The 16,618-nt window shown below is 57.2% G+C and carries 12 protein-coding genes; 5 read left to right on the forward strand and 7 right to left on the reverse strand.

The window, feature by feature from the left end:
• A partial coding sequence (locus tag F5897_RS04025; protein WP_183304568.1) for a 3-hydroxyacyl-CoA dehydrogenase family protein occupies positions 1-1,247 on the forward strand: 1,247 nt, incomplete at its 5' end.
• A 100-nt stretch (positions 1,248-1,347) separates the two neighbouring features.
• Positions 1,348-2,544, forward strand: coding sequence for a methionine adenosyltransferase (gene metK, locus F5897_RS04030; protein ID WP_183304569.1), 1,197 nt, complete (start codon positions 1,348-1,350; stop codon positions 2,542-2,544).
• 86 nt (positions 2,545-2,630) lie between these two features.
• Here the strand turns inward: metK and acnA are convergent, their stop codons facing one another.
• The 3 genes from acnA to dut form a co-directional block, all read right to left on the reverse strand.
• Entirely contained in the window at positions 2,631-5,318 is a 2,688-nt protein-coding gene (acnA, locus tag F5897_RS04035; protein ID WP_183304570.1) for an aconitate hydratase AcnA, read from the reverse strand.
• Positions 5,319-5,633: 315 nt separating this feature from the next.
• Positions 5,634-6,302: a DUF3710 domain-containing protein gene (locus F5897_RS04040; RefSeq protein WP_183304571.1), complete on the reverse strand. Its 669-nt coding sequence runs from the start codon at positions 6,300-6,302 to the stop codon at positions 5,634-5,636.
• Between the two features lie 56 nt (positions 6,303-6,358).
• On the reverse strand, positions 6,359-6,793 hold the full coding sequence (gene dut / locus F5897_RS04045) for a dUTP diphosphatase (protein WP_183304572.1): 435 nt from the start codon (positions 6,791-6,793) through the stop codon (positions 6,359-6,361).
• 202 nt (positions 6,794-6,995) lie between these two features.
• On the opposite strand from dut, the gene F5897_RS04050 reads away from it, so the two are divergent.
• Positions 6,996-7,451 carry a DUF3093 domain-containing protein gene (locus F5897_RS04050; RefSeq protein ID WP_124824109.1) on the forward strand — a complete coding sequence of 152 codons (456 nt, stop codon included), beginning with the start codon at positions 6,996-6,998 and terminating at the stop codon, positions 7,449-7,451.
• 67 nt (positions 7,452-7,518) lie between these two features.
• On the opposite strand, the gene F5897_RS04055 is transcribed toward F5897_RS04050, so the two are convergent.
• Positions 7,519-7,812 (reverse strand): DUF4193 domain-containing protein, encoded by a 294-nt coding sequence (locus tag F5897_RS04055; RefSeq protein ID WP_124824110.1) that lies wholly within the window; start codon positions 7,810-7,812, stop codon positions 7,519-7,521.
• Between the two features lie 184 nt (positions 7,813-7,996).
• Between F5897_RS04055 and sepH the strand changes: the two genes are divergently transcribed.
• Positions 7,997-9,079, forward strand: coding sequence for a septation protein SepH (gene sepH, locus F5897_RS04060; RefSeq protein ID WP_183304573.1), 1,083 nt, complete (start codon positions 7,997-7,999; stop codon positions 9,077-9,079).
• On the opposite strand, the gene F5897_RS04065 is transcribed toward sepH, so the two are convergent.
• Positions 9,076-10,128, reverse strand: coding sequence for an alkaline phosphatase family protein (locus tag F5897_RS04065; RefSeq protein WP_183304574.1), 1,053 nt, complete (start codon positions 10,126-10,128; stop codon positions 9,076-9,078). The genes sepH and F5897_RS04065 overlap by 4 nt on opposite strands.
• Positions 10,129-10,275: 147 nt before the next feature.
• Here F5897_RS04065 and F5897_RS04070 point away from each other — a divergent pair, with 147 nt between their 5' ends.
• Entirely contained in the window at positions 10,276-12,678 is a 2,403-nt protein-coding gene (locus F5897_RS04070; RefSeq protein ID WP_183304635.1) for a DNA gyrase/topoisomerase IV subunit A, read from the forward strand.
• Here the strand turns inward: F5897_RS04070 and F5897_RS04075 are convergent.
• Both F5897_RS04075 and F5897_RS04080 read right to left on the reverse strand, forming a co-directional pair.
• Positions 12,675-14,753 (reverse strand): DNA gyrase/topoisomerase IV subunit B, encoded by a 2,079-nt coding sequence (locus F5897_RS04075; protein WP_183304575.1) that lies wholly within the window; start codon positions 14,751-14,753, stop codon positions 12,675-12,677. The genes F5897_RS04070 and F5897_RS04075 overlap by 4 nt on opposite strands.
• A gap of 58 nt (positions 14,754-14,811) precedes the next feature.
• On the reverse strand, positions 14,812-16,614 hold the full coding sequence (locus F5897_RS04080) for an RNA polymerase sigma factor (protein ID WP_183304576.1): 1,803 nt from the start codon (positions 16,612-16,614) through the stop codon (positions 14,812-14,814).
• Positions 16,615-16,618: the final 4 nt, after the last annotated feature.

Here is a 16,618-nt window from a genome sequence, read left to right on the forward strand (position 1 = left end):
ATAACGACCTGGCTAAGGGCTTCGCGCGTGAAGATAAAGCGCTGCAGGAATTGATTTGTAGCGAGCAGTTTAGTGCATCAATCTATGCTTTTGACCTGGTGCAAAAGCGCGCTAAAAACCCTGCCGGCGCTCCCCCAGCGGAGCTGGCACTGCCGGTGCGCAAGGTTGGTGTTATTGGCGCCGGGCTAATGGCGAGCCAGTTTGCGCTGCTGTTTGCTCGCAAGTTGCGGGTGCCAGTGCTCATCACCGATCTCAGCCAGGAGCGGGTTGATAAAGGTATCGCATACATTCACGGCGAAATCGATAAACTGCAGGCGAAGGGTCGACTGGATGCCGATGCCGCGAACCAGATTAAAGCACTGGTGCAGGGCACAGTAGACAAACAAGATTACGCTGACTGCGACTGGGTTATCGAAGCGGTGTTTGAGTCTCTTGAGGTGAAACAGACCGTTTTCAAAGAGATTGAGCCGCTTATTTCGCCAGAGGCAATTATCGCCACCAACACCTCGTCACTGTCTGTTGCTGAGATTGGCAGCGTACTGGAGCGTCCGGAGCGTCTGATTGGTTTCCACTTCTTCAACCCGGTAGCGGTTATGCCGCTGATTGAGGTTGTGAAGGTAGAATCCACCAGCGAAGCAGCGCTGGCAACCGCAATGGTCATCGCCAAGAAGCTGGGCAAGAGCGCGGTAATCACCGCTGATCGTCCGGGCTTTGTGGTGAATCGCTTGCTTGCAAAGGTTATGGGTGAGCCAGCCCGGGCGCTTGACAGCGGCACAGATTTGGGTGTGATTGAGCGCGCGCTTGACCCGATTGGCTTGCCGATGGGGCCGTTTGAGCTGATTGACCTGGTTGGCTGGAAAGTCGCTGCCCATGTGCAAGACACCATGACCGGAGCTTTCCCGGAGCGGTTCTACGCCACCGAGAGCCTGCACAAGCTTGCCGAGGTCGAAGCTCCGCTGGAGAAGAACAAAGCTGGCAAGCCAACTGGTTTGAGCCGCGCCGGAGAAAAAGCAATCACTGTCGGTAAAGCTCCGGTTGCCGGGACCGAAATCCTGACTCGGGTTGAAGATGAGCTGGCTCGCGAAATCGATATCATGCTGCAGGAAAAAGTTGTTGCTGCGGCAGAAGACATCGATTTGTGCTTGATTCTCGGCGCCGGATTCCCTTTCCAGGCCGGCGGAATTACGAAATACCTCGACCGTGTCGGCGCGTCACAGCGTGCTAACGGTAAACTATTTCATGAGTAAATAAATATTACGCTTAGCGGCTGACCAGAACTGCCCGCTGCAGCTATCTAGCTGTATGCACTGTGTTCTGGTCAGCCGCTTTGTTATTTGAGGGGAAAAATTGAGCTATCTATTTACGTCGGAGTCAGTCGCTGCGGGTCATCCTGACAAAGTCTGTGACCAAATCAGCGACGCACTGCTTGATGAGCTGCTGCAGCACGACCCAGAGAGCCGGGTCGCTATTGAGACTGTTGCCAGCGGCTCTCAGATTCATGTGGTTGGTGAAATGCGCAGCACGCACGAGCTCTCCCCTGTCCGGGTGCAGGAGTTGGTGCGGCAAAAGCTCGCCGCAATTGGTTACACTCCGGCGAGCTACGGCCTAGATTTTAATGATGCAGCTAGCGTCAGCATTAACGTTGCGATTAGCCAGCAGTCCCCTGACATTGCCCAGGGTGTTGATAACTCGTTAGAGGTGCGCAGCGGCCAGGCAGCCGACGCTTATGATCGGCTGGGGGCTGGCGATCAGGGTATTATTTTCGGATACGCCAGCAATGAGCTTGCTGGGGCACCAGCACACCGGGATAGTTTTATGCCGGCGGCGATCCACCTCGCGCATCAGCTCTCCCGCGGTTACTCGGATTTGCAAAAGCAGCGGCAGCAAGACCTCGGTCCGGACGCGAAAACCCAGGTGACACTGCGCTACGCGAGGCCTGGCCAGCCCCTTGAAGTGGATACTGTGCTGATTTCGGCGCAGCACGCTGAACACCTGCACAGCGAGGAGCTTGCGGCGCTTCTGCACAGCGAGGTAATTAACCCGACGCTGGCGAGCTCCGGGCTTGATGCTTCGCAAACCCGGTTGATTATTAACCCGTCTGGTCGTTTTATCATCGGCGGCCCTGTCGGCGATGCGGGGCTCACCGGCCGCAAAATTGTGGTCGATACCTACGGCGGTTACGCGCCACACGGCGGCGGCGCTTTCAGCGGTAAAGATCCTTCTAAGGTGGATCGCTCCGCCGCATACGCTGCCCGCTGGGTTGCAAAAAACCTGGTGGCTAATGGCTTGGCGCAGCACGCAACTGTGCAAATTGCTTATGCGATTGGCGCAGCGCACCCGGTATCGGTGTGCGTGCTGAGCGATAATCCGCAGCAGGATGAGAAGCTGGAAAAGGTGGTGCGCGAGCGTTTCGATTTGCGTCCGGCGGCGATTATTGACCGGTTGCAGCTGCAGCGTTTTAACGCTTATCAGCAGACCGCTGCTTTTGGGCATTTTGGGCGTACTGATATTGCACTGCCGTGGGAGCAGGTTATTACTCTCTAGCTGCGGCGCGGACGTAAAAAGAGCGGCTGGCATTTCGCCAGCCGCTCTTTTAGTTAGCCGCTTGGGCTAGTTGGCGTGCAGTGTAGTTACACAAGTGACCGCAGCACGTACTGCAGAATACCGCCGTTGCGGTAGTAGTCTGCTTCGCCCGGGGTGTCGATACGCACTACTGCGTCAAACTCAGTAACCTTGCCTGACTCGTGCTGTGCGGTAACCTTCACGGTCTCCGGGGTGACGCCCTCGTTGAGCGCGGTCACACCGGTGATGCTGAAGGTTTCGGTGCCGTCAAGGCCGAGGCTATCAGCGTTTTCGCCCGCTGGGAATTGCAGCGGCAGCACACCCATACCGATGAGGTTAGAGCGGTGGATACGCTCATAAGACTCGGTGATTACAGCTTTTACGCCGAGCAGCGCGGTGCCTTTTGCAGCCCAGTCGCGGGATGAACCTGAGCCATACTCTTTGCCGCCGAGCACAACCAGCGGCACACCTGCTGCCTTGTAGTTCATTGCGGCATCGTAAACCGCAGCCTGCTCGCCACCGTTGGTAAAGTCACGGGTGAAGCCGCCCTCGACACCGTCAAGCAGCTGGTTCTTGATGCGGATGTTCGCGAAGGTGCCGCGGATCATCACCTCGTGGTTGCCGCGCCGTGAGCCATAGCTGTTGAAGTCCTTCGGAGCTACACCGTTTTCGGTGAGGTAACGCCCCGCAGGGGTGTCTGCGCGGAATGAGCCTGCTGGTGAAATGTGGTCGGTGGTGACAGAGTCACCAAGCTTCAGCAGCACCCGGGCCCCGGTGATGTCGGTTACTGGATCCGGGGTGAGCTTCATGCCCTCGAAGTAAGGTGGTTTGCGCACGTAGGTGGAATCTGCATCCCACGCAAAGGTGTCGCCCTGCGGGGTTTCCAGGTTCTGCCAGCGCTCGTCACCGTCAAAGATAGTGTCGTACTTAGAGCGGAACATCTCAGTGTCGATTGACTCGTCGATGATCTGCTGTACTTCCTGTGGGTCTGGCCAGATATCCTGCAGGAAGACGTCGTTGCCGTCTTGATCCTGGCCGAGCGGCTGGGTGGCGAAATCAAAGTCCATTGAGCCTGCTAGTGCGTAGGCAATAACCAGCGGCGGTGAAGCCAGGTAGTTCATCTTGACGTCAGGGTTAATGCGGCCCTCGAAGTTACGGTTGCCTGATAGCACCGCGGTCACAGCGAGGTCATTTTCCTGAATTGCCTCTGAAATTTTTGGATCAAGCGGGCCGGAGTTGCCGATGCAGGTGGCGCAGCCATAGCCGACAACATAGAAGTTAATAGCTTCCAAGTCTTGCAGCAGACCTGACTTCTCGTAGTAGTCAGTAACAACCTTTGAGCCCGGAGCCAGTGAGGTTTTCACCCATGGTTTACTGGTTAGGCCCTTGCGCACTGCATTGCGCGCCAGTACACCAGCGGCAACCATCACAGACGGGTTTGAGGTGTTGGTGCAGCTGGTGATAGAAGCGATTGAAACCGCGCCGTGATCAAGTTCAAAGGCACCACGGTCAGTGGTGACAGTCACCGGGTTAGTGGCGCGCTGTTCGCCCGCGGCTGGAGCGCCGGCGTAGTTTGGTAGATCCGCCGCAAACTGCTGCTGCGCCTTGCTCAGCTCAATGCGATCCTGTGGACGCTTCGGGCCTGCGATTGACGGCACAACGGTTGCGAGATCCAGCTCAAGGTACTCGCTAAACACTGGCTCGACCGCAGGATTGTGCCACAGTTGCTGCTGCTTTGAGTAGGCCTCAACCAGCGCGATCTGCTCCTCTGAGCGCCCGGTCAGGCGGAGGTAATCAAGGGTGACATCGTCGATTGGGAAGATTGCGGCGGTTGAGCCGAACTCAGGGCTCATGTTGCCGATGGTTGCACGGTTCGCCAGTGGCACCGCGGAAACGCCCTCACCGTAGAACTCCACGAACTTGCCAACTACGCCGTGCTGACGCAGCATCTCGGTGATTGTCAGCACCACGTCGGTTGCGGTGGCGCCTGCTGGGATTTTACCTGAGAGTTTGAAGCCAACAACGCGAGGAATCAGCATAGATACTGGCTGACCGAGCATCGCAGCCTCAGCCTCGATGCCGCCTACACCCCAGCCGAGCACGCCAAGGCCGTTAACCATGGTGGTGTGGCTGTCGGTGCCCACGCAAGTGTCTGGGTATGCGCGCAGCACGCCGTTAACCTCACGGGTCATGGTGATGCGTGCCAGGTTTTCGATGTTTACCTGGTGTACGATGCCCATGCCAGGTGGCACAACCTTGAAGTCGTCAAACGCGGTCTGACCCCAACGCAGGAACTGGTATCGCTCCCCGTTGCGCTGGTACTCGATGTCCATATTGCGTTCAATAGCGTTGGCGGTGCCGAAAACATCAATCTGTACGGAGTGGTCAATAACCATCTCAGCCGGAGCTAGCGGGTTGATTTTCTTAGGATCGCCGCCGAGCTCAGCAACAGCTTCACGCATGGTTGCAAGGTCTACCACGCAAGGCACGCCGGTGAAGTCCTGCATGATAACGCGAGCCGGGGTGAACTGTATCTCTACGTTTGGCTGCGCTGATGGATCCCAGTTGCCAAGAGCTTCGATGTGCGCTGCGGTGATATTTGCCCCGTCTTCGGTGCGTAGCAGGTTCTCAAGCAACACCTTCAGGCTGAATGGCAGTTTTTCTGCGCCTGGAACCTTGTCGATGCGGTAAATCTCGTATTCTGTGCCCGCAACCGCAAGGGTGTCTTTGGCATCGAAGCTATTGACTGTGCTCACAATGCTCTCCTTCTCCGGAAGTAGTGAAATGTTTTGATGTCAAGATAAATTTTACACCAGTTGGTGCGTCTTTTAAGTAGTCTACTCCCGCGTGTTTCCGCGGCAAAATCGTGTATTCATCAGATGAAAGAGAGGGTTGTCTGGCAAGTGGATTATTTGTTTTTGACAGTCAGTGCAGCCAAACTTCTGGGACCGGCAAGGTGATCTTAAGCGCACAAAAAGCACAAGCGTGCGCCCAGATAATCTGAGCACACGCTTGGAATAGAAAAACGGACTGCACCGTCGGAGCGGCAGCCTGCTGAGACGGTTTAAACCCTATGCGGTCGGGGCTTGCCCAACGTTTGCCGGCATCTGCAGTGGTAGCAACTCACTCGGCGGCAGCGGTGCATCGCCGCGCACCACGACTAGCTCGCGGAAAACAGATTCAATACCGCTGGCGCGAGCCGGATCCACCGCCCCAGCACCAACCAGCACCCCGCGCAGCATCCATCGCGGACCGTCGACGCCGAAGAACCGCACCGCCGCAACCTGCTCAGCGTTAGGTGGTGACTGCATCAAAACCTCGGTGCCGAAAACACTCTCCTGCTCTGTAACCTGTGCGCCCTGCTCCTTGAGCGAAGCCATAATCTGCTCTCGCGCCTCGTGCCACAGCCCGGTTGATTTCGGCGCTGAAAATGCCTGCACCTGCAGCGTAGAGCCTTCATAGTCAAGCGAAATTGCGATGATGCGCTTGCTTGCTTCATCAACATCAAGACGCACCTTCAAACCTTCGCGCGGCGCGACTTTGATGCTGCCCATGTCGATATACGGGCGAATTGCAGGCACCTCAGTGACATCAAACGGGCCCTTGGCGGCACGATCTTGCGGGGCAGCTTTAGCGTTTGGCGCGTCGCTGGCTGCGGTGGTTGCAGCTGGTGCGGTCTCTGCTGCTGTAGCGGTTTCGGCTGCTGCCTCCCCGGTTTCTTTTTTGCGCTTAAAAATCATGATTCTCCGATTTGCAATGGTTGTGAGCCGCGTGAGAGGCTCCTGAAGTGCTGCGGTTATGCGACTCCGGTGGATCCGAATCCGCCGGCGCCGCGGTCGCTGTCGTCTAGCGATGCAACCTGTTTAAAGCTCACCGCCGGCACTCGCATAATCACGAGCTGGGCGATGCGGTCGCCGGGTTCGATGGTGAACGCGGTTTCCGGGTCGTGGTTAATTAGCGGCACAAAAATTTCGCCGCGGTAGCCCGAATCAACAACGCCGGGAGCGTTTAGCACTGTGACTCCGTGCTTTGCGGCGAGCCCGCTGCGCGGCATCACAAACAGTGCGGTGTGCGGCGGCAGCTGCACCCTGACGCCGGTTGGTACCAGTGCCCGCTGCCCCGGCTCCAGCACAATGTGTGCGGTTGAGCGCAGGTCGGCTCCGGCGTCCCCCGGCATCGCGTACTCAGGCAACTGCTCAGCCTGAATTAAGACCTCAACTACATCAGTCATAGTCTTTAGTTTACGGAACTTTCCTGAGCGGCGCACTGGCAAGTAATAACAGTGTCGGAATCTCGACGGCCTGCGACCTATTAAAGTTTCATGGAGTGTGTTCACATCGGTAGCTGGTGGCTGCTTTACACTCACGATAAAACTCGCCAAATCCCTGTGTGGCGCTCAGCATATCTGCAGCCCAGAGCAAGATAATTAAGGGGTGAGTGTAGCTACCGAAAATGTAACCTATTCTGAACGTCTGTGGCCGAGCGGCTGGCTTTACATTATTTTGCTATTGCTTGTTCCCAGCACGATGCTGCTGTTTATGCCGCTTAACAGCACCCTCGGAGTGGTGCTCGCGCCGATTGTCTACGTCGTATTCGCGGCAATTTTTACTCTTGCCAGCCCCCGGGTTGCGGTTGCCGGCGGTGAATTTATTGCGGGTCACGCTAATATTCCGACTTCCTATATTGGCGATGTCGAGATTCTTGACAGTGATGAGCTGACCTTGGCAATAGGAATTCAAGCCGATGCACGTGCTTACCTGTTGGTGCGGGGGTGGATCCACCAGGCCGTAAAAGTCGCCAACACTGATCCGACCGATCCGGCACCTTTTTGGATTGTGACCACCCGCCACCCGGAAAAATTGCGTGCTGCGCTGCTGGCTGCACGCTAGGAAGCGCAACAGTAAAGCGGGGCTACCGTTCCGGTAACCCCGCTTTTTTGTAGCCTTATTGCTGCGCTTAGAGCGCACACTCCGCGCACACCGGCCCCAAATCACCTTCGTGATCATACTGCGAGTGGTGGCGCACCAGGAAGCAGTTGGTGCAGGTAAACTCATCTTCCTGCTGCGGCAGCACAACCACATCAAGCTCTACGTTTGAAAGATCCGCGCCAGCGAGCTCGAAGCCAGGGTTGTCAGCGTCTTCAGCATCCATCTGCGCCGCGCCAGACTCCGGACCGCGGTCTTTTAACGCTTCAATTGATTCTGCCTCGTCTTCAACGCTTTTTCGTGGGGCATCATAGTCAGTAGCCAAGTTACTCACCTTAGGGGTCAGATTAATCTATGTCTTTGCCGCAAATTATTACGCAAATAATTTATGATTGCAAATTGCAACACGCGGCGATACAAAATTCTAGAAAACTGCGCGCCGCTCATTATATGCGCAGAGATTCGTGCCAAGCTATAGAGAAATAGCGCTATTTATTTCAAGGATCGCCATGACCGAGTTAACCTTCGCAAGTCGCACCGCAACAGCATTGACGCTTCTGGATGATGACGGCAACGAGTACCTGCTGCCGGTCGATAATACCCTGCTGCACGAGGTGCGTGCTGCGCTGCAGCAACAGTCCGGCGCCTCACAGGTGCGGCCAGCTGAGATTCAGCGGCTGCTGCGGCGCGGGCTGTCAGTTCCTGAGGTTGCAGCCGAGACCGGATACCAGCAGGAGGATGTGGAGCGTTTCGCTCCCCCGGTTGAGCGCGAGCTGAGCTACATCCTCGACCGGGCGTTCGCGGTTCCGGTGCGGACCACCGGCGGGCAATTAGAAACCGGCGAGAAGTTCGGCGAAACCATCGCGGCGCGTCTGGTTTCATTGGGTGCCAATGAGGTTAAGTGGCGCGCCTGCCAGGACGCGAAGCGGCGCTGGCGGATTACGGTTGACTACAGTGTCTATGGTGAGCAGTTGACAGCTGTCTGGGGCTTTGACAGCGCTAAAAAACAGCTCACCGCAGCAAACGAGAGCGCAGCAGAGCTGTCAAAGCAGCAGGTCGCAGACCCACTGATCCCAAGTAAGCCGCGGGCGGTCAGTTCAACTGCTGCTGCGCCGGCGCAGCAGCAAGAGCCTGAAAAGGTCGCCACAGTGACTGAGTTCCCTGACTTTGGCGGCGCGGTAATCGCGCCCGAAGATGAATATGATTTTGAGTTTGGTGAGCCGTTGGAGACCTCCAACCTTGATGAAACCGCAAATCTGCTGGAGGCCTTGCGCCAGCGGCGCGGTGAACGCGAGCGTGAAATTTACACCGGGGCTGAGCAGGCGGCGGATCTCGCAGCCCCGCTGTGGCAGGAGGAGTCCGAATCTGTGGCGGCGGCGCAGCCAGACGTGGCCGAGTCTGCAGGCACCGCGGTTGATGCAGAACAACAGTACGACACCTCTGCGTATGAGCGCCTCAGCGACGGGGTTAACCTGAAAAAACCACATCCGGAACCCGCTGAAACAGTTGCGGAAAAGCCGAAGAAGCGTGGCCGTACCGCGATTCCAAGCTGGGATGAAATTCTGTTTGGCACGCGCCCAGACGACAACTAATAAAGGTGCTCGCCCGCAAACAGCAGCGGGATGCCCAGTTCGTCATCATCGAGACCGCCGTGAAAGCCCTGCAGCTGTGCCTCACCAGGATTGCTGTGACTGAGGTATGCCAAGCGCTTGCGCGGCACTAAAACCACATCGCCGACACGGTTAGCGTTTTGAGGATAGGCAGTACAGTCACCATATACTCCGGTGGCAAGCCACTGCTTGCGGGTGCCAACCCAACAATTGCCTCCCTCCAAGCGCTGCAGTTCGGCTGCCACCGCAGTGGCAGCCTCGGGGTCTGGTAAATAAAGGTGGCGGTGTCGTGCTTCGCCGGCGATACGGGTGTTTTCCGGCAAAACCCGGAGGTCTTCCAGATAACGGTGCTGGTGCTGCCCAAGATTAATCATGCCGTGGTCGGCGGTGAGCACTAGCGCGCAGTCGCTTGGCAGCGCGGGCAGCAAATCTGCGACGGCCTGATCCACCTGTCGCAAACGCTTCAGCCACAGCGGACTGCCGACTCCTTCACTGTGACCAGCCTTATCAAGCTCATCGACGTAAAGATAATAGATGCCCGGGTGACGCTGCCGCAATGCGGTTGTAAGCTGCGCGAAGCGTTCGTTGATGGTTTGGGCCCCGTGATAGTTGGCGCCGCTCAAAACTGCCCGGGTGAAGCCCGAGCTGCGGTGTGCGGGGCGCGCGAAAACCGTGCAGCTGATGCCCCGCTGCTTGGCCATCTCAAAAACTGTGTGGCAACGTTGCCAGGCACGAAGATCTGTGATTTCGTCCCATTCTTTCAGGGTTTGGGTGATGCGGTCGGTTGCGGGATTCAGAATTTGATAGCCCAGCAAGCCATGCTCAGCAGGTAGCTTGCCGGTGGTGATTGTGGTGATGGCGGCCGCAGTTGTAGACGGGGCGACAGTTGTGATGCGTTTCCCTCGCAGGGTACACAGCTGCGGTGCCGCGGCAGCGTACTCTTTTAAATTAACCCAGCCGAGCCCGTCGATAACCAGCACCACCGCCTGCAACACCCTGCCCTGTGCCACAGTTGTATAAACAGTTGGCATAACTGCGGCTAGTCTCCGCCCATATTCGGTGTTGCTCGGTAGCATAACTAACATCATAACTTTTCCGACTGGAAGGGCGCTTACCCCGTGCAAACCGCTGCGAACACCACACCCGAACGGATTGAAGACATCGATATCACCGCGGAGATGTCGGAATCCTTTCTGGAGTATGCCTACTCGGTAATTTATTCGCGCGCACTGCCGGATGCTCGTGACGGCTTGAAGCCGGTGCAACGCCGCATCCTCTATATGATGGGTGAAATGGGGTTGCGACCAGACAAAGGGCACGTTAAGAGTGCCCGCGTCGTGGGTGAGGTTATGGGTAAGTTGCACCCCCACGGCGATGGTGCAATTTACGACACCCTGGTGCGGCAGGCGCAGCCGTTTAGCATGCGGCAAACTCTGGTTGACGGGCACGGTAACTTCGGGTCGCTTGATGACGGCCCGGCCGCTTCGCGCTACACCGAGGCGCGGCTGACTGCGGCGGCAATGGCGATGCTCAGTAACATTGAAGAAGACGTTGTTGATTTCGGCCCAAACTACGATAATTCACAGCAGCAGCCGCTGGTGCTGCCGAGCGCTTTCCCGAACCTCTTGGTTAATGGTGCCAGCGGTATTGCCGTGGGCATGGCAACTAATATGGCGCCACACAATCTGGCGGAGGTGATTGCCGGGGTGCGGCACCTGATGCAGCACCCAAATGCCTCGCTGGAAGAAATTATGGGCTTTATTCCGGGCCCAGATTTTCCGTCGGGCGGTATTCTGGTGGGCCTCGACGGTATTAAGGAAGCCTATGAGACAGGCCGCGGCTCAGTTCGAGTGCGGGCGAAGGCGACAGTGGAAAACGTTACTGCGCGCCGCAAAGCGCTGGTGATTACGGAACTGCCATATCAGGTTGGCCCGGAAAAAATTATTGAGGCTGTTAAAGCCGGGGTGCAGTCTAAGAAGATTCAAGGCATTAGCGAACTGAATGATTTCACCGACCGCAAAAACGGGCTGAAGCTGGTGATTACGATTAAGACCGGATTTTCGCCGGAGGCGGTGCTGGAGCAGCTTTATAAGCAGACACCGCTGGAAGACAGCTTCGCCTTTAATAACGTGTGTCTGGTGAACGGCCAGCCGCAAACTCTGGGGCTGCTCGATTTGTTGCGCGTGTACATTGATCACCGCATTAATGTGGTGCGCCGCCGTAGCCAGTTCCGCTTGCAGAAGCATCAGAGCCGGCTGCACCTGGTGGAGGGCCTGCTACTCGCGATAGCGGATATCGACGAGGTGATTCAGCTAATCCGCTCTAGCGAGAACGCTGAGACCGCGAAGCAGCGTTTGCAGCAGGTGTTCGATCTTTCCGAGGCACAGGCAGAATATATTCTGGAGCTGCGACTGCGACGGTTGACAAAATTTAGCCGTATCGAGTTGGAGACTGAGCGTGATGAGCTTAAAGCCGCGATTGCTGAGCTCACTGAGTTGCTGGCGGATCCTGCAAAACTGCAGCGCCAAGTTAGCGCAGAGCTGGGCGAAGTCGCTGCCGAGTTCGGCGATGATCGCCGCACTACCCTGCTCAACGCACAGGTGCAGCCAGTTAAATCTGGGAGGGCAACTGCTCCGCTGCAGATTGCTGACACCCCGTGTCAGGTGCTGCTTTCTGCGACCGGCAGGATGCTGCGAGTGGATTTGCCGGAGGGCGACACCGCAGTAGAGGCTGCAGCAACTTTCGCTCCTGCTCGTCGGACCAAGCATGACGCGGTGCTGAGTCGTATCACCACCAGTGTGCGCGCAGAGATTGCGGCGCTCACTAACCTGGGGCGGGTGCTGCGTTTTAGCCCCGTTGATTTGCCTAGCGCCGCGCCAAATTCGGTGCAGTTAGCTGCTGGTGCACGTGTGTCGCAGTATCTGGAAACGCTGCAGAAAAAAGAGCGGGTTGTTGCGCTGCTTACTGAACAAACTGCCACCCCGCTCGCGATGGGTACCAAACAGGGTGTGGTAAAGCGCTTGGCAAGTGGCGAGTGGCAAAAAGGTGACGGTTTTGAGGTGATTTCGCTGAAGCCGGGAGACGAGATTGTTGGTGCGGCGTACGCTGACGATAACGCGGAGCTGGTGTTTGTCACTGATGCTGCGCAGCTGTTGCGTTTTAACAGCACCGCGGTGCGGCCGCAAGGTCGTGCAGCTGCCGGAATGGCAGGTATCAAGCTCGGGTCCGGCCAGCAGGTTATTGCTTTTAATGTGGTGGATCCGGCCGCCGTAAACCTGGTTGCCACCTATGCCGCGGCTGACTTAGCTGAGGATGCCCTCTTTGCCGCCGAAACCGTGGGCAGCGTGAAGCTTTCAGACTTTGCTGAGTTCCCGGCGAAGGGTCGCGCTACCGGCGGGGTGCGGGCGCAGCGTTTCTTGCGCAACGAAACTGTGCTGCGCGCAGCGTGGGTCGGTGCGGCGCCGATTATGGCAAACGGTAAAGACGGTTCGCTGCGGCAGCTGCCGCAGGAAACCGCGAAACGCGATGCCTCTGGCACCGCGGTGGCGCAGCCTATCGACCTGTTTGGCGGGGGTATTTAGGCGTCGATGCTGTCCTGCGACACAATCGCCGCGTTTTCCATGATGTATTCTTTGCGCGGTGCTGCCTCTTTGCCCATTAGCAGCTCAAACATTTTTTCTGCCGCCTGAGCATCAGCCGCGGTAACCCGTCGCAGCAGTCGCGCCGCGCGATCCATTGTGGTTTCTTCGAGCTGTTTAGCATCCATTTCGCCCAGACCTTTGTAACGCTGAATCGGTTCTTTGTAGCGTTTCTTCTGCCGTTTCAGTTTTTGCAGCAGCTGCTGTAGTTCGGTCTCCGAGTAGGTGTAGACAACTTCGTTGCGTTTCGCACCGTTATTAATGATTTCGACGCGGTGCAGCGGCGGCACAGCGGCGTAAACCCGGCCATCGTCAATCATCGGCCGCATAAAGCGGAAGAACAGAGTCAGCAACAGGGTGCGAATGTGAGCACCGTCAACGTCAGCGTCGCTCATCAGAATCACTTTGCCGTAGCGCACTGATTCCAGGTCAAAGTCGCGGCCTGATCCGCCCCCCACAACCTGAATAATATTGGCGCACTCGGAGTTGCCGAGCATCGCCGCGAGGGTCGCTTTCTGGACGTTCAAAATTTTGCCACGAATCGGCAGCAGCGCCTGATATTCGGAGTCGCGCGCGAGTTTCGCAGTGCCGAGCGCACTGTCGCCCTCGACGATAAACAGTTCGCTGCTGGCAACGTCTTTGGAGCGGCAATCAACCAGTTTTGCTGGGAGCGATGAATTTTCTAGCGCGTTTTTGCGGCGCTGTGTGTCTCGCTGGGCGCGAGCCGCGATGCGCGACTTCATCTCCCCCACGATTTTTTCTAGCAGCAGTCGTGCCTGTGCTTTTTCAGCGCGACCCGTGCTTTCCAGCATCTCCGTGAGCTGCGAAGTTACCACCCGGCTCACGATTTGCCGCACTGCCGGGGTGCCCAGCACCTCTTTGGTTTGCCCCTCAAACTGTGGCTCCGGCAGTTTTACGGTCACCACTGCGGTCAGCCCGGTGAGCACGTCTTCTTTTTCTGGGCGGTCACTGCCAGCTTTCAGGGCACGCGAGTTTGCCTCAATCTGTTTCCGCAGCACTTTTAGCAGCGCGCTCTCGAACCCTGCGAGGTGAGTGCCGCCCTTGGGAGTTGCGATGATGTTCACGAAGCTCTGCACCCGAGTGTCATACCCGGTGCCCCATCTGAGCGCGACATCAACCTGGCAGGTGCGGTTAACCTCTTGTTGCGTCAGCTGCCCGGTGGTCTCGTCGAGCACCGGAATCACTTCGTGGTAGTTGCCCTCCCCTGTGATCCGTAAAATCTCGGTGACTGGGCTGTCGGTGGCGCTAAACTCCACAAACTCTGCAATGCCTCCCGCGAAACGGAACTCCTCAACCGTTGTGGTGGCTTCGCGCTGATCGGTGATTTTCAGCCCCAACCCCGGCACCAGGAAGGCTGTTTGCCGGGCACGCTGCGCTAGCGGCTCGTACTCGAATTTTGCGTCTGCATCAAATGCTTGTGGATCAGCCCAGTATTTGACGCGGGTGCCGGTTTTTGCCTTCGCAACTTTTTTGAGCCGCCGTAAACTGGCGCCTGGTTCCGCCGGGGTGAAATCGGCATCGGGTCCTGGCCCAGCAAAGGTGCCGGCTACACCGCGCTTGAATGAGATCCCCCAGGTGGCACCGTCGCGATCCACCTCCACATCAAGTCGTACCGAGAGCGCGTTTACAACTGATGCGCCAACGCCGTGCAGCCCGCCACTGTTGCCGTAGGCGCCGCCGCCGAATTTGCCTCCGGCGTGCAGATTCGTGAACACCAGCTCGACACCGCTGAGCCCGGTTTTAGGGTTAATATCTACCGGCACGCCGCGCCCGTGGTCGGCAACCAGCACGCTGCCGTCTGCGTCAAGCGTTATTTCGATGGTGTCACCGAAGCCGCCGAGTGCTTCATCGACAGAGTTGTCGATGATCTCCCAGAGACAGTGCATCAAACCCTTCGACCCGGTGGAGCCGATGTACATGCCGGGGCGTTTGCGAACTGCCTCTAGCCCCTCCAGAACCGTCAGGTTTTTTGCCGAATATTCAGCGTGCTGCGCCATAACAGTGCCTCTTAATCTACAATCTCGGTGCCGGTTTTAGTGCCCGGCGAAGGAAACATTAGTCGAGGTAGTCACGCAGCTGTTGTGATCGTGACGGGTGGCGCAGTTTCGCCATAGTCTTAGATTCGATCTGCCGGATGCGCTCTCGGGTGACACCAAAGGTTTCGCCAATCTGGTCAAGGGTTTTGGTGATGCCGTCGCCGAGACCGTAACGCATTTTAATCACGCCAGCCTCCCGCTCTGAGAGCGACTCCAGCAGCTGTTCCAGCTGTTGCTGCAGCATAGTGAAGCCGACCGCGTCTGCTGGCACAATTGCCTCGGTGTCTTCAATAAGATCACCAAACTCACTGTCTCCATCTTCGCCGAGCGGAGTGTGCAACGAGATTGGCTCGCGACCATACTTCTGCACCTCGATAACCTTTTCCGGGGTCATATCAAGTTCGAGTGCAAGCTCTTCCGGGGTCGGTTCGCGGCCCAGGTCCTGCAGCATCTGTCGCTGCACGCGCGCCAGTTTATTAATAACCTCAACCATGTGCACCGGAATGCGAATGGTGCGCGCCTGGTCTGCCATGGCGCGAGTAATTGCCTGGCGAATCCACCATGTGGCGTAGGTTGAGAACTTAAAGCCCTTGGTGTAGTCAAACTTTTCAACGGCGCGGATCAGGCCGAGGTTGCCCTCCTGAATCAGGTCGAGGAATTGCATACCGCGCCCGGTGTAGCGTTTCGCTAGTGATACCACAAGACGTAGGTTTGCGTGCAGCAGATGCTCTTTCGCGCGCTGGCCGTCGCGTGCCACCCATTTCAGCTCGCGCACGAGTTTCTTCGGCAGCTTGTCAGCCTCAAGCTCTAGTTTCTCTTCAGCAAACAGCCCGGCTTCGATGCGTTCCGCGAGCTGCACCTCTTCGGCTGCGCTCAGCAGCGAAACTTTACCAATCTGCTTCAGATAGTCTTTCACTGGGTCAGCGGTGGCGCCGACGATGGTGGTTGTGCGGGTTGGCACATCGTCATCGTCTTTGCCGCTCAAAACCAGGGCACCGATTGGCAGGTCTTCGGTTGCGGCCGGCGCTGCAGGGGTTTCAGTCTCAGCTTCGGTTTCTGTGGAATCGCCGAAGTCACCGATCTCCAAATCGGTTTCTGCGCCGAAATCTTCTGCTTCCTGCAGTTCTTCGTTGAGCTCCGGTTCGACCTCAGCAGTTTTACGAGTGCGTTTTGGTGCTGTTTTTTTAGCGGTGGTGGATCCTGCCGCCGCCGTCTTTGCCGTAGCTGGCTTTTTGGCGGTGGTGGCCGTCTTGGTGGTGGTGGTCGCTTTAGTCTTAGCCGCGGTTGTCTTTGCGGCACCCTTTGCTGCGGTTTTGGCTGCGGCGGTCTTGTTCGTGGTTTTCGCCGTCACCTGCTCGGCAGCTGCTTTTGTGCCAGTGGTTTTTGTACCAGCGGTTTTAGTCGCGGTGCGCTTAGTGGTTTTGGTTGCGGTTGTATTTGTTGCTTTTGCAGCGGTTTTAGCTGCAGTTGTTTTAACCGCGCCAGCACTCTTCTCCTTCGCCGCAGTTTTAGTGGTTTTAGTCGCGGTTTTAGAGGCAGTAGCCTTTGTGCTGGTGTTCTTTGCAGCAGTTACCTTAGCGGCGCTGCTCTTAGCAGCCGCCTTGGTCGTGCTTGTACGAGCTTTCGTGGCGGTCTTCGCCGGGGCTTTCGTCTGAGCTTTTGTTGCAGTCTTTGCGCTGCTTGCTTTCGTGGCAGCTGCAGATTTTTTAGCTGCGGTTGATGCGGCTGCTTTCGTGCTTTTCGCGCTTCCCTTGGAGCTTGCCGGAGCTGCTTCAGACTTTACTTCTGCCGCAGCGTTAGTGCTTGCTTTGCTAGTTGCCACTTAG

It is taken from the genome of Canibacter oris, from assembly GCF_014197205.1.
Lineage (GTDB): Bacteria > Actinomycetota > Actinomycetes > Actinomycetales > Microbacteriaceae > Canibacter > Canibacter oris.